Source organism: Parendozoicomonas sp. 209JJ7-1, assembly GCF_058147085.1.
In genome coordinates this window covers 192,477-207,333 of record NZ_JBYVJU010000007.1, presented here as the reverse complement: position 1 = coordinate 207,333, position 14,857 = coordinate 192,477, and the positions used below count along the sequence as shown (strand labels likewise).

Below are 14,857 nucleotides of genomic sequence, written 5' to 3'. Positions count from 1 at the left end.
ACACCAGCAAAGGACTCCCCCACTTTGCTGGTGTTTTTTTGTTCGCCTCAACTGACACACTGGCTAAAATCTAACACCCTGTACAGCCGCTTCGGCTTTAAGCCCATAGCACAGACCTCTGTGCGCTTCCTGTAAAGGCTGTAAAGGATTTTACCGAATGTCTGTTGCCATTATTGCCAACATAGCCATTATGGCTGGCCTGACAGCTATTCTTTATTACTGTCAGAAGCAACACATGCCCTTCACTCGTCGTGTATTTATTGCGCTGGGAATGGGTGTCGCTTTCGGTACTGCCCTGCAGCTGATCTACGGCTGTGACTCCCACACCGTTAACGAATCCCTGCACTGGTTTAACATTGTCGGCAATGGCTATGTGGGCCTGCTGAAAATGATTACCGTACCCCTGGTGATGGTGTCTGTGACCTCCGCCATCCTGAAATTGAAGGACGCAGGCTCTCTGGGCCGTATCAGTGGCTGGATTCTTAGTCTGTTGATGATCACTGTATCCATCGCCGGCCTGATCGGCGTGTTCTCAGCATTGGGGTTTGGCCTGGCCGCAGAATCCATCACTGCCGGTACCCGCGAAATCGCCCGTGGGGAACAACTGCTGGCCCGTACCGCCACTGTTGCGACAATATCCATTCCCAGCATGCTGCTCAGCCTGATTCCGTCCAACCCCTTCCTGGATATGACCGGTGCCCGCAGCACTTCCATTATCGGTGTGGTGATTTTCTCTGTGTTTATCGGTATTTCCGCTTTGGGCCTGAAGTCCAGGAAGCCTGAAACTTACGCCAGGATCGAAGGCAGTGTTGATGTTATACACACTCTGGTTATGCGTATGGTAACTGTTGTTCTGCGCCTGACTCCCTACGGTATCCTGGCTTTGATGACCATGGTTGTCGCTGACAGCAACGTTGTTGACATCATGCAGCTCCTTCAGTTTGTGATGGCCTCTTACGCTGCACTGGCCGCAGTATTTATTGTACACCTGATTATGGTCACCATGGTTGGTGCCAGCCCTGTGCAGTTCCTGAAAAAAGTTATCCCGGTATTGAGCTTCGCATTCTCTTCCCGCAGCAGCGTCGGCACCATGCCCCTGACTATTCAGACCATGACCAGGCGTCTGGGTGTCTCTGAAGGTGTTGCCAACTTCGCCGCGTCCTTCGGCACCACCATTGGCCAGAACGGCTGTGCCGGTATCTACCCTGCCATGCTGGCAGTGATGATCGCTCCCACTATTGGTGTTGATCCCACCAGTATGAGCTTTATCGGCACCCTGATCGTGACCGTTGTTATCGGTTCCTTTGGTGTTGCCGGTGTCGGTGGCGGTGCTACTTTTGCTGCTTTGATCGTACTGTCTGCCCTGGGTATGCCCGTTGAACTGGCCGGTCTGCTGATTTCCATTGAACCCCTGATCGATATGGGGCGTACCGCGATTAACGTCAGCGGCGCTATCGCTACTGGTTTTGTTGGTGGACGTGCCATGGGCGAAGTAGACATGGACACTTTCAACGCCAACGACACCTTTGAACTGGATATGGAAGCCCTCTCTTAATGGCTAAACTGACGTCTGAGGCGGCGGGTAGCCCGGGACGCATCCCTGTAAATACTCCTGGCAGCCATTCATAAACTGGCATTAATGAGATCACTTTCTATGCTGAAGAACACCTGACTTACATGCACAGCCACTTGGATCAGACACAGCCAAGAGCCAAAATCACGACAGCTGCCCGCTGATAAAACCCAGTCACCCACTAATCTTTACGAACTTTCTTTACGAACTTTACGAACTTTACGCAAGAGGCAATTCGTCATGCGCTTTGTAACATTATTCGTAACATTCCTGTGCGCCATTACATTTCAGACCAGTTATGGCAAAGATGCTAAGGGTGCTGCCTGCTGGACGGATGACTGGGATAAAGAGAATCCCTCCCAGAAGCGATATGAGCTGAACACAATAAACATGGGAGCTTTTGTTCTGGGGGTGAAGATCGTCTGCGAAGATGGGCAATACACTGGCAGCACAACGTCACTTTTCTTTACGTCCCAATACAAGATCCCTGTAGGAACAACGGTGTATATATGCCCTAAATGTATGGATGTTTCATGTGACGAAGGGGCCGGTAGTGCTGCTCTTAAAAGAACATGCAGAATAACCATGCCGGCAGGAAACTACACCATAGAAGCTACTGGTTTGTGCGGCGCCAAGCCCACACTATCGGGCATGCCCTCATGTAACCAGTGTTATTATGAAGGTGACCTGAATGATATTGATTGTCAGACGTAAAAGCATGGGGAAGCTGCGCCCATAAATTCACTCTAAGAGCCTGTTCATGATATTTCGTGGAAAGCGAAAGATCATGCACAGGCTCTTAGAGACGATTGCAAAGAACAGGCTGATTTCTCCAGCTTGTTTCAAGAATTACTTATTTTTCCCTTCTATATTATTCCCCTTTTATCCCACCCAGGCCCGTCTGCCACAGAAATATTCCCAACCCACCTAAATATCCGGGAATAGCTTTCATACCTTGGCAAAAGAAACCGTATAAGACCTGTCTCCAGAGGCAGGAATCTCTCCAGATCACGTTTATCCTGACAGCAGCTCGACAAATTATTTATATCTTATGCCGGGCTGAACGATCAGCTGTCGAGGGAGCACAAACGTCAGCAAATGATCAAAACCGATTAGCAGGAACAACAGGTAAGGCTTTTCACAAATGAAAGTACTTAATCAAACAGACGTTCAATTCGTTGCCGGTGGTTTTAATTGCGCAGCCTTCAAAAAAGACCTCAATGCCGGAGAAAAGGCTTTAAAAAATGAAATGAAGGTTGCCGGGAGAGATCTGAAAAAACACCACTATAAAGCTTTTGCCCATGATCTACAGATAGAAGCTGGCACACTTTACTGCACAGCCAAAAAGCTGTTCCACGACATCGGCAGTAAACCCGGTCAATAATCAACTGTGTGCAATTGCACACCAAGGTATACCATCATGAAAACTCTCAATATCTGCGAACAGGAAATGGTAACAGGTGGATTCGACCTGGTAGCCTTCACAAAAGATTTGACAGAAGGGGGCGAGTCCCTTGTCCATGACGTCCATATGGCCTACACGGACTTTTCCCAGAAAAAATACCCCAATGGTGCCAGTGATATCCTCAACGGACTTGGCGCTATAGTTTCTACAGCAGGGAAACTTGTTATCGACGCAGTAACAAATCCGAAGTCGGGTCAGGTAAATTAAGAATATCAATAATTATGCGAGCAGTTGACTTAACAGGCTATCAAGCCTGAAAGCCGGAAGAGAAAACTTATCTTCCGGTTTTTTCTTGTCTGATATAAACCTCTCCCGACTATCTCTCCCGACTATATTACTCAGGCCACTTCTTCAGGGCCTGGTACAGTGTCCAAACAAACGCCTGAGCAAACACCGGAACCCCCTTCTGACAACCAGCCCCTCTTCCGGCCTGAAGTGGTACCACAGCACTATCGGAAAAACATGGGGGAAGTGCTCTGCATCAGCCCCTTCCAGACAAGCAGCTGGTGTCTTGTTTTTTTCATTATTGCCCTGGTTCTCGGAGCTTTTCTTGCCTGGGGCCAGTATGCCCAAAAAACCGGCGTAACCGGCGTTATCCTCCCCAGGAAGGGCAGCGTAAAGATTCAGCCACTGTCGCCTGGTATTATCAGTGAACAGCCCGTTATCCAGGGCGACCATGTCAATCGTGGCGATGTTCTTTATCGCATTGATACGGAAGAGTTTGCCAATAAGTCCGACAGTTTTATCCGTGAGCAGACCCGGCACCTGAAACAGGAAATCCAGCGCCAGCAGGATATACTCAACCTCGACCAGCATGAGCTTAAAGAACTGGACAGACTGGTTCGGCAAAATTATCTGTCCCGTTACGAGTTTGAACAGAAACGCAGGGACATCCTCCAGCAGGAAATGATTCTTGCGGAGTTACAGAAGAAACTTGTCAATGTAGAAAGCCAGCGCAGTTACGCCATTCGGGCTCCGGTTACCGGAACCGTTGCCTCGGTAATCTCCAAGGATGGCCAGTATGTAAATCCTAATGAAACCCTGGCCATTATCACCCCCGATGGTGGCGAACTGATCGGCTACCTGTTTGCTCCTGCCAGAAGCACAGGATTTATCCATCCCGGCGACCGGGTCATGCTTAAGTACCAGGCTTTTCCTTACGAGAAGTTTGGCCTGTATCCGGCAAGTATCAGCGCTATAGACCAGACCATCCTGCTCCCAAAAGAGCTGGTACTGCCCAATATTCCTAACGAACCTTTTTACCGCATCACTGTTGTTCCCAACCATGACTATGTTCTTGCTTATGGCCGTCGGATTCAGCTGACCTCCGGCATGCTGATGGATGCCATGATTGTTGGCGAAACCCGCTATCTCTGGGAATGGGTACTGGCTCCCCTGCTGAGCCTTAGGGGGAGCCTGTTGTAATGGCCGACCAGAAGAAGTCTCCCGGCATTCTGCGCTCTCTTAATTTTCGACTGGGTCGTTCTTTACCGGTACAGATGCAGACGGAAATCGCTGAGTGCGGCCATGCCTGTGTTGCCATGATTGCCTGTTACTGGGGCTACCAGACCAACCTGACCACCCTGCGCAGACGATTCCCGACATCTGTTCGCGGAGTAACACTGGCAGATCTTGTCTCTATCGCGACAGGGTTAAACCTTGTCTGTCGTCCGGTCAGGCTGGAGCTGGAGGAGCTCAATGAACTGAGAACCCCTGCCATTCTCCACTGGAACCTTAATCACTTTGTTGTTCTGAAAAAAATCAGGCGTGGAAAACTGATTATCCATGACCCCGCCAGAGGGCGGGTCACCATGTCCATTGAGCAGGCGTCCAAACACTTTACCGGTGTTGCCATGGAAGTTTCCCCCGGAACGGATTTCCAGGCGGTGAAAAACAAGGAACAGTTAACCCTGCGGGATATGGCGGCATTTATCACCGGCCTTGTGCCCCAAATGACCATTATTCTGCTGGTGTCGTTCGCCATTGAGCTGTTCTCTGTGATCACCCCGCTGGCCATGCAGTTTATTCTTGATGAGGTGATTCCCGGCCATGATGTTCAGCTGCTGTATCTTTTGGTTATCGGCTTTTGCAGCCTCTCCCTGCTAACCGCCCTGGCACAGTACACCCGTTCTTTCACTGTGCTCTATCTGATGAATACCCTGAATATTCAGATAGCCAGCAATATTTTCACCCATCTGCTGCGGCTGCCCCTGAGCTATTTCGAGAAGCGTTCCACCGGGGATATTCTGTCCCGTTTCCGCACCATTGATCAGATACAGCAGAAAATCACCACCGACTTTGTGGAAGGGCTTGTGGATGGTTTTATGGTGATTATCAGCCTTGTGCTGATGTTTCTTTACAGCGTAAAGCTGTCGTTAATTGTCTGTTGCTCCATGGCCCTGCAGACAGCCATTCACTTCGGGTTTTATATGGCGGTCAAACGGGAAACAGAGAAACAACAGGTGACAATGGCCCGGGAAAACTCCTGCCTGATAGAAACCATCCAGTCTATTCTGCCACTGAAAGTGTTTGCCCGGGAACAGGACAGGCAGTGGCTCTGGCAGGCCCTTTACGCCGACAGGCTGAACTCGACAATACGCCTGGGCCGTTACCAGTTACTGTTCAGTTCCAGCGGCATGATTGTTTCCGCACTGGAGAATACCCTTGTGCTGTTACTGGCAGCCAAAGCTATTCTTGCTCTGGAATTCAGCGCCGGTATGCTGATCGCTTATCTGGCCTACCGCAGCCAGTTTGTTACCACAGCCCAGAGCCTTCTGGACAAACTGATCGATTACAAGATGATCAGCGTTATGCTGGACAGGCTGTTCGACATTATCGCGGAAGACCGGGAAGTCACCCATGCATGGCTTGCGCCCGCAGACATTCAGGATACAACCCTGACTGTCACAGACCTCTGTTTTACCTATCCCGGCTCCGACCTGCACTTCGGGCCACTGTCACTTATTCTCCCTCCCGGAAAGATTATCGCTATCAGCGGCCCTTCCGGGTGTGGGAAAACAACCCTGCTGAAAACCATGATGTCTTTATTACCGGCGGATTCCGGCTCTCTCTCCCTGGGAAAACTCTCCATGGACCAGATTGGTATTGAGAGCTTTCGAAAACTCTCCGCCGCTGTTATGCAGAATGACTCCCTGCTCAGTGGCACTCTGCTGGAAAATATCAGCTTCTTTACCCAGTCCCCGGATATGGGACGGGTAAAAGCCTCTGCCATAGCAGCGGCCATTGATCAGGACATAATGCAAATGCCCATGCATTACCAGACACTGGTCGGGGAACTGGGTTCTTCCCTTTCCGGGGGACAGCAGCAACGGATACTGATGGCCCGTGCACTTTATCACCAACCAAAAATACTTTTTCTCGATGAAGCCACCAGCCATCTGGATGAAGAAACCGAGTGGGCAGTTCTCAACAATCTGAAAGCTATGGATATCAGCCTGGTACTCATTACACACCGTAAAAGTACTCTCACACTGGCGGATAATATTATTGAGTTAAACTGAGATTACATAGAAAACCGGAGCTTTATGTAGCTCCGGCTATTAGAGGCAGTTCAGCCCTGGCCTTTTACGGTCTCCTTTCCACAGACCTGGCTGCTCTTCTCCGGTATAGCTGTGATATCAGGATTTCTCATGAACCAGATCACCCAGATACTTGGTAAAATGATTTTTGTATTGTTCTAGCTTGAAGTATCCGCATACCGGCTGCCTCTCGTGTTCTGTCCGGGTATCACCGGGTGGATATGTTGCAACACGGACGATCTTCAGTTCAGTGGCTTCAGGATGAATGTCAGACTGACGGTACACACACATGACCATCTGGTCATACGAGGTGTGGGTTATGAACTCCCTTCTTGCGCCTCCGAGGACCGTAATCCTTTCAGACTGCAGGTTGATTGTTTCAGCTTGTCCTCCCAAAAACCGTGTGTGATCATCTGAGCCAGGGCCGGAATAAATGTCGAACCACCATAAGTCGTTAAACTGGTAAGTTGCGAATGATATGCTCCTGCCCTGATTCATAAGAGCTTGCCAGTCGGTTTCTTCGGCCTGGAGGGCTGCCCCCGATCCTGTGAGCAATAACAGACCCATCAGTCTGCTGAGTGCAGATTTACGACTGAGTCGGGCGTATAGAGTTTTCATCTTTGAGCATTCTCTGTTGACGCAGTGGTTTGTGTTGCTGATAACTTGAGGGAAGTAAAGCTGGATTCAAGCAAGAATAGCAACGACATCCCAAGGCTGCGGATATTTCTGATTGTTATTTCCCTCAACCCTGAAACACTAAATGAAACACTGAAGGACTCAGTTATATTACAGACGGCTATGCCACATTCGCCGTCCAATTTATAATCAACCATTAACGAATCAAGTAACGACTGCTGCCAATGAGCCATACCCCTATCGCCGACCTGCTGGCCGGCCACAAGCCCGAGAACAGCGAAGTTGAACTGTGCGGCTGGATTCGCACCCGCCGAGACTCCAAGGCAGGCATGTCCTTCCTGGCCGTACACGATGGCAGCTGCTTTGACCCTATTCAGGTGATCGCGGAAAGCAACCTGGACAATTATGAAACGGAAGTGCAAAAACTGACTGCCAGCTGCAGCGTAAAAGTGAAAGGAGTTATCGTAGCCTCCCCCGCCAAAGGCCAGGACTGGGAAGTCAAAGCGACCTCCGTAGAAGTCGCAGGCTGGGTTGAGGACCCGGAAACCTACGCCATGCAGCCCAAGCGTCACTCAATGGAACACCTGCGTGAACATGCCCATCTGCGTCCGCGCACCAATATTATTGGCGCGGTCAACCGGATACGTCACACAGCGGCCAACAGTATCCACAACTTCTTTGACCGTGAAGGTTATATCTGGGCCAGCACCCCCCTGATTACCGCCTCCGACTGTGAAGGTGCCGGTGAGCTGTTCCGTGTCTCCACCCTGGATTTCAACAACCTGCCCCGTAACGACAAGGGCGAAGTTGATTTTAATGAAGATTTCTTTGGCAAGCAGGCATTCCTGACCGTATCCGGTCAGCTTAACGCTGAAGCCCTGGCCTGCGCCTTGAGCAAGGTGTACACCTTCGGCCCGACCTTCCGTGCAGAAAACTCGAACACCAGCCGTCACCTGGCCGAGTTCTGGATGGTGGAACCGGAAGTGGCCTTTGCTGACCTGAACGATGTAGCCAACCTGGCTGAAAACCTGCTGAAAAGTGTATGCAGCGAGATTCTGGAAAAGCGCGCTGATGATATGGCCTTCTTCAACCAGCGTGTTGATAAAGGCTGCATTGAGCGTGTGAAGGCTCTGTCTGAATCCAGCTTCACCCGTATGACCTACACCGAGTGTATTGATGTACTGCTGAAGTCCGGCAAGAAGTTCGAGTTCCCGGTTAAGTGGGGTATCGACATGCAGTCCGAGCACGAACGCTTCCTGGCGGAAGAGTATGTGAAAGGCCCCATTGTCGTGACAGACTACCCGGCCTGCATCAAGCCGTTCTACATGCGCATAAACGAAGACGGCAAGACCGTAGCCGCCATGGACGTTCTGGCACCCGGCATTGGCGAAATTATCGGTGGCAGCCAGCGTGAGGAACGTCTGGATGTTCTGGACACTCGCATCAAGTCTATGGGTCTGGATGTAGAAGATTATGGCTGGTACCGTGACCTGCGCCGTTATGGCACAGTTCCCCACGCAGGTTTCGGTCTGGGTTTTGAACGACTGCTGGGCTACCTGACCGGTGTGCAGAATATTCGTGAGCTGATTCCCTTCCCCCGAACCCCCCGGAACGCGTCTTTCTAGCCACGACAGACACTGACGAAAACCAATAAAAAGCCAGGGGGCAGCCATGCCCCCTATGGCTCACTGTTTAACTTTCCGATAATACTGAGGTCATACCTCAGGGAGGAGACGTGTTCTTCCCTCGCTCTCGCCGGTTAAACAATCAGCAGCGTTTATGGACAATATACAACGTGGTCCGGCTGACTTTTTCCGCAGCTATAGCCATCGTAATTATTGACGAACCATGTCTTGCTGCAGCATAAACGACGACACCCTTCCGGAGTATCCCCAGATTCATCACACAGACAACCGTCCGGGAAACATTCACCAAACACAGAGGTACAAACGATGGAAATCACAAAAAACAAGCCAAAAGACAACTTCTTCATACTCAGCAGCCCTAACAGTTAGTGTAGGTCTTGTTTAGTTATCATCATGAAAAGTGTCAAGAATCACTCCGGAATCACTACAAAACTACTGTCGCTCACCATAAGGTTATGTAATCAATCTGGGCCGGCGCAGGGAAAAAGCCAGCAGTCACATGTATCAGAAGAGAAACGGACAGAGTCACAGCCAGTGGTTTACTCATGGAGCCCAAGCATCGATAAAGAGTCTTGAACCAAATCAGTTCAACCGATCACATACACACTATGGCTGGCCAGATTTTTCGGAAATGTCTCGGAAATGTCTGGACAGCCATAGAAAATGCAGATAAAGCATGTAACTCTTACAAAATTGCCTTACAAAATTGCGTAGTATCTCGCAAGACATAAAGTTATATTTGAGCTTTATGGGAGGACTGTCGTAGATATACTGAGCCACTGATAAAGTTTGCTCTTATCATTCAGTCTAAACCAATAATAATTATTCAGAGACTGTCGTATGAAAACTCTGTTATACGGACTCATCGGAATACTGGCATCCAGCATTTCCCAGGCGGAACCAGTCCCTGCCAACCCCATTGGTGATAACCTGACCCCTGTTGGGGCCATACTCAATGGCAATAGCGAAGGAACCATTCCCCGCTGGACAGGTGGTATTACTACTCCGCCTGAAGGATATGAACCCGGAGATCACCACCCGGACCCTTTTGCCAATGACAAGATCCTGACCACAATTACCAAAGAGAATATGTCCCGTTATAAGGACAAACTCAGTGAGGGCAGCATTGCCCTGCTGAACAGTAAGCCAAACTATAAGCTCAATATCTATCCCACCCGCCGTTCAGCGTCTTTGCCCGAGCATATTTATGCCAGTACCCGTGAGAATGCTGTTAATGCAAAATTGAGTTACCGTGGTAATGGCGTATCAGGGGTTACAGCGGGTATTCCTTTTCCTGTTCCGAAAAATGGCCAGGAGGCCATCTGGAACCATACTATGCGCTACCGGGGAGAGAGCGTAAAATATGTTGGCTCCCGAACCGCTGTTCAACCGAACGGCAGTTACAACCTTTTCAAGCTTGATCGGGCCGCCTTTTTTAACTACGGTCGCGAAGGGCTGAGTGAAAGGGATCTGGACAACACCTTGTTCTATTACAAACACAAGGTCATAGCCCCTCCCCGCAGCGCCGGTACAGCCTTACTTATCAGGGAAACCATTGACCAGATCAATGCCCCCCGCAAAGCCTGGAAGTACACCCCCGGACAACGCAGGGTTCGCCGTCTGCCCAAACTGGCTTATTACGATATTATGCCGGATACAGCCGGTATGCTGACCGCCGACAGCGCCGATATGTTTAATGGTGCGCTGGACCGGTATGACTGGGAACTGAAAGGACGCAAGGAATTCTATATTCCCTACAACAGTTACAAACTGCACTCCGGTGACATAACCTACGAACAGATTATCCAGCCTGGCACCCTTAACCCGGATCTCCTGCGTTTTGAGTTGCACCGGGTATGGGTGGTTGAAGCAACACTACGGACTGGCCTGAAACACCCCTATGCCAAACGCCGCTTTTATCTGGATGAAGACAGTTGGCAGGTAGTAATGGTAGATATTTACAACGAAGACGGTGAACTGATTCAATATCAGGAAGCCCATCCGGTTAACTATTACGAAGTGCCCGTTGTTATAAGCACCGTAGAGATCATCTACGATTTCAAAGGCGGTCGTTACTTTGTTGATGGACTGAACAACCAGGAAGATGAGTACAACTTCAGTACCAACCTGAAGAAGCGTGGCTTTACCTCCAGCGCCCTGCGCCGGGAAGGCCGCCGCTAATATCCTCTTAATAATATCCATAATATGGACCGGGCCTGACCGGTCCATTACCCGCCTTAAGTCTAATGCCGTTCTTCAACTGACTGCTTTATTCTTCCCGTAGTTATTTACAGTGATTACATATTCAGGGGGGGAAGGATTATGGATATCATGCGCTGTATACCATCAGCATCAGCCCTTGCCCGTTTTGCCAAACAGCCTGTCCAGCACCTTAAGGCGTTTGGACGATCTGTTATGCAAACCCTGAACAGTCTTCGTCAGATCGTCTGTGAACTTACCTGCGGACTTATCCCTACAAAACTGTCCAGCCGCCAGTGTGCCGTCACATCCATAGCCACACAGTGTTCCACTGGGACAGAAAATCACAGGAAGCTCAAAAGGCTTCAGAGCCAACTGACAACGACCCGGGAAAAACTTGAACAGGCTCGCCAACAGTTAAGTGCCGCAGAGCAAAATCTCATCTCTGAAAAAAAAGAATCAGCGAATGAAAGCAATCGCCTGAAAGGGGTTATAACCACCCGTGAGAAGGAACTTCAATTTCTGAGCAAGACAGTTGCGATTTATGAAATGGCCGAAGAACTCCAAGAAAACATACCTCTTCAGGAAGAGCTCTGGTACGACAATGAAGGTATAACCAAAACACGTGAACAACTCTTTGAGGAGAACCACAGGCTTCAGGAAGATCTGGAAGCCTGGAAAGATTATGCGCTGGAGCTGGATGAAATAACGGACAAACATATACTGCTTAACAGGTAGATACTCTCCGCTATCAGATAAATTTAAATCATCCAGATAAACTTACATCATCGGCCTACCAGTTCCACTGCATAAACACTGCATAAAAAAGGGAGAACACCTGTTCTCCCTTTTCCAATACTGCTACTTTCCTTGCCACTCAATCCTTGTAGTCTTCCACTGGAATACAGGAACAGAACAGATTTCTGTCACCATAAACATTGTTTATCCGGTTAACGGTGGGCCAGAACTTCTCGCCTCCGCCAAACTCAACCGGGTAAACAGCTTCCTGTCGTGTATAAGGTCGTTCCCACTCACCCAGAATATCTCCCTGGGTATGGGGCGCATTTACCAGTGGGTTGTTATCCGCCGGCCATTCACCTTTTTCGACCTTATCGATTTCCATGCGAATAGAGATCATGGCATCGATAAAGCGATCCAGCTCAACCTGACTTTCACTCTCTGTGGGTTCAACCATCAGGGTACCGGCAACAGGGAAGCTCATGGTGGGCGCATGGAAGCCATAATCCATCAAACGCTTGGCGATATCTTCCTCAGAAATACCAGAGCTGGCCTTGATCGGGCGAATATCCAGAATACATTCATGGGCCACACGGTCGTTACGGCCGGTATAGAGAACTGGGAAATGATCCTTTAACCGGGTCGCCATATAGTTGGCATTCAGAATCGCGACAGCCGTCGCTTTTCTCAGGCCTTCGCCCCCCATATTGCGCAGGTAGGTCCAGGAGATGGGCAGAATGGATACAGAGCCCCAGGGCGCAGCGCTGATGGCGGTATTACCGGGGTTCGGACCACTCAACTTGATTACGCTGTGGTTAGCCACAAAGGGAACCAGATGGCTCTTGATGCCAATCGGCCCCATACCCGGGCCACCACCGCCATGGGGAATACTGAAAGTCTTGTGCAGATTCAGGTGGGACACATCTGCACCAATTTCACCGGGCTGACTGATACCGACCTGGGCGTTCATATTGGCACCATCCATATAAACCTGGCCACCGCTGGTATGGACGATATCGCATATTTCCCGGATCTCTTCCTCGTACACACCATGGGTAGAGGGATAGGTAATCATCAGGCAGGCCAGCTGTTCACCAATCTCTTCGGCACGGGCTTTCAGTTCCGCCACATCCACGTTACCGCAATCATCGCAGCCAGTAACCACAACCTTCATGCCCGCCAGCATGGCCGACGCTGGGTTGGTACCGTGGGCAGAAGACGGAATCAGGCAGATATTCCGGTCACCTTCACCACGGCTTTCATGGAACTTGCGAATCGCCATCAGACCAGCGTATTCCCCTTGAGCACCGGAGTTAGGCTGCATGCATATGGCATCAAAGCCGGTTACAGATTTCAGGTACTCATCCAGCTCGGTGATCATCTCCCGAATACCTTCGGTCAGTTCTACCGGCGTGAATGGGTGCAGATTGCCGATTTCCGGCCAGGATACAGGCATCATTTCGCTGGCAGCGTTCAGCTTCATGGTGCAGGAACCCAAGGGAATCATAGAGTGATTCAGGGCCAGGTCACGGTTTTCCAACCGCTTCAGATAGCGCATCATCTCTGTTTCGGAGTGATACCTGCTGAACACTGGATGGGTCAGAATCGCGTCACGACGCAGCAGTTCTTTGGGCAGCGATTCAGAAGAACCGGACTGCAGATCAATATCAAAAGCCTCCACCGTCAGGTTATGGCCTTTGCCAAGAATTACATCCCACAGCAGAACGATATCGTCCCGGTTAGTAGCTTCATCCAGGGAGATACCAATCAGTCTGGAGCCGGTTTCCCGCAGGCAGATACCCGCGTCACGGGTGCGCTTGATAACCGCATCAGGATCGCTGACACGGATAGTAATGGTGTCGAACCATGTGTCGTTTACGACTTCAACAGAACTGGTCTTCAAACCCAGGGCCAGAATATCTGTCAATCTGTGGATGCGTTCAGCTATACGACGCAGGCCTTCCGGCCCGTGGTATACCGCATAAAAAGAGGCCATATTGGCCAGCAGCACCTGAGCGGTACAGATATTACTGGTGGCCTTCTCACGGCGGATATGCTGCTCGCGGGTCTGCATGGCCATACGCAGGGCTTTATTGCCGCTGGAGTCTACAGAAACACCGATAATCCGGCCCGGCATGGAACGTTTGTAACTGTCACTGGTGGCGAAGAAAGCCGCATGGGGGCCACCATAGCCCATAGGCACACCAAAGCGCTGACTGTTACCCAGCACCACATCGGCACCCAGCTTGCCGGGGGCTTCCAGCAGCACCAGGCTCATGATATCGGCAACAACAGAGACAATAGTTTTTTTCGCCCGCAGGTTGACAGTCAGTTCGCGAATATCACGAACATCACCCCAGGTGCCGGTGTAAGCAATCAGGGCACCGAAAATATCATGGTTTTCCGCTTCGCTGGCCGGGCCGACAATCACCTCAATATCAAAACCTTCGGCGCGGGTTTTCACCACATCAATGGTCTGGGGATGACAGTCTTCATCAATAAAGAACAGCTGAGACTTTTTGTTTCTTGATACACGACGGGCTAAAGACATTGCCTCGCCGGCAGCAGTGCCTTCATCCAGGAGGGAGGCACTGGCCAGATCCAGGCCAGTCAGATCCAGGATCATCTGCTGGAAGTTCAGCAGAGCTTCCAGCCGTCCCTGGGCAATTTCCGGCTGATAAGGAGTGTAAGCGGTATACCATCCGGGATTTTCCAGAACATTACGCTGAATCACGGGGGGTACGACAGTGTTGTAATAACCCATCCCGATAAAGCTGCGGGCGGGTTTGTTTTTTTCCAGAAGAGACTTCAGGTAAACCAGGGTGTCCTGCTCTCGACTGGCGGGCCAAGACATGGGCGGCTTATCCTGCAGAATACTGCCGGGCACAGTGCTGGCCAGCAGTGATTCCAGTGATTCTTCCCCCAAAACATTCAGCATTGCGCTGACTTCGGCATCTCCGGGACCAATATGCCTGCGGACAAAGGCTTCAGTATTTTCCAACTGAGCAAGAGACGATGGTTTTGTCATAGATGGTTATACCGTTTTTAAGATGAAAAAGCC

The 14,857-nt window shown here is 50.3% G+C and carries 11 protein-coding genes; 9 read left to right on the top strand and 2 right to left on the bottom strand.

Features of this window, described 5'->3' with window-relative positions; genetic code table 11:
- Positions 1 to 157: 157 nt before the first annotated feature.
- From ACY2RQ_RS09325 to ACY2RQ_RS09300, 6 genes are all read left to right on the top strand, one after another.
- Entirely contained in the window at positions 158 to 1,555 is a 1,398-nt protein-coding gene (locus tag ACY2RQ_RS09325) for an L-cystine transporter (RefSeq protein ID WP_490112694.1), read from the top strand.
- Between the two features lie 258 nt (positions 1,556 to 1,813).
- A complete protein-coding gene (locus ACY2RQ_RS09320; protein WP_490112693.1) occupies positions 1,814 to 2,287 on the top strand; it encodes a hypothetical protein in 474 nt (157 codons plus the stop codon).
- Positions 2,288 to 2,717: 430 nt separating this feature from the next.
- The gene (locus ACY2RQ_RS09315; RefSeq protein ID WP_490112692.1) at positions 2,718 to 2,957 is read left to right on the top strand and encodes a hypothetical protein; all 240 of its coding nucleotides are present in this window, start codon (positions 2,718 to 2,720) and stop codon (positions 2,955 to 2,957) included.
- A 36-nt stretch (positions 2,958 to 2,993) separates the two neighbouring features.
- On the top strand, positions 2,994 to 3,245 hold the full coding sequence (locus tag ACY2RQ_RS09310) for a hypothetical protein (RefSeq protein ID WP_490112691.1): 252 nt from the start codon (positions 2,994 to 2,996) through the stop codon (positions 3,243 to 3,245).
- Between the two features lie 159 nt (positions 3,246 to 3,404).
- Positions 3,405 to 4,463 (top strand): HlyD family secretion protein, encoded by a 1,059-nt coding sequence (locus ACY2RQ_RS09305; protein ID WP_490112690.1) that lies wholly within the window; start codon positions 3,405 to 3,407, stop codon positions 4,461 to 4,463.
- Positions 4,463 to 6,559 (top strand): peptidase domain-containing ABC transporter, encoded by a 2,097-nt coding sequence (locus ACY2RQ_RS09300; RefSeq protein ID WP_490112689.1) that lies wholly within the window; start codon positions 4,463 to 4,465, stop codon positions 6,557 to 6,559. The genes ACY2RQ_RS09305 and ACY2RQ_RS09300 overlap by 1 nt, the downstream gene beginning before the upstream one ends.
- A gap of 117 nt (positions 6,560 to 6,676) precedes the next feature.
- Here the strand turns inward: ACY2RQ_RS09300 and ACY2RQ_RS09295 are convergent, their stop codons facing one another.
- The gene (locus ACY2RQ_RS09295; RefSeq protein WP_490112688.1) at positions 6,677 to 7,144 is read right to left on the bottom strand and encodes a hypothetical protein; all 468 of its coding nucleotides are present in this window, start codon (positions 7,142 to 7,144) and stop codon (positions 6,677 to 6,679) included.
- Between the two features lie 293 nt (positions 7,145 to 7,437).
- On the opposite strand from ACY2RQ_RS09295, the gene asnS reads away from it, so the two are divergent.
- The 3 genes from asnS to ACY2RQ_RS09280 all read left to right on the top strand — a co-directional run bounded on the left by asnS (position 7,438) and on the right by ACY2RQ_RS09280 (position 11,796).
- Positions 7,438 to 8,838 (top strand): asparagine--tRNA ligase, encoded by a 1,401-nt coding sequence (asnS, locus tag ACY2RQ_RS09290; RefSeq protein WP_490112687.1) that lies wholly within the window; start codon positions 7,438 to 7,440, stop codon positions 8,836 to 8,838.
- Positions 8,839 to 9,699: 861 nt separating this feature from the next.
- Positions 9,700 to 11,040, top strand: coding sequence for a DUF1329 domain-containing protein (locus tag ACY2RQ_RS09285; protein WP_490112686.1), 1,341 nt, complete (start codon positions 9,700 to 9,702; stop codon positions 11,038 to 11,040).
- A gap of 141 nt (positions 11,041 to 11,181) precedes the next feature.
- Positions 11,182 to 11,796 carry a hypothetical protein gene (locus tag ACY2RQ_RS09280; protein WP_490112685.1) on the top strand — a complete coding sequence of 205 codons (615 nt, stop codon included), beginning with the start codon at positions 11,182 to 11,184 and terminating at the stop codon, positions 11,794 to 11,796.
- 139 nt (positions 11,797 to 11,935) lie between these two features.
- Here the strand turns inward: ACY2RQ_RS09280 and gcvP are convergent, their stop codons facing one another.
- Positions 11,936 to 14,824, bottom strand: a complete 2,889-nt coding sequence (gcvP, locus tag ACY2RQ_RS09275; protein WP_490112684.1) for an aminomethyl-transferring glycine dehydrogenase — start codon at positions 14,822 to 14,824, stop codon at positions 11,936 to 11,938.
- Between the last annotated feature and the right edge of the window lie 33 nt (positions 14,825 to 14,857).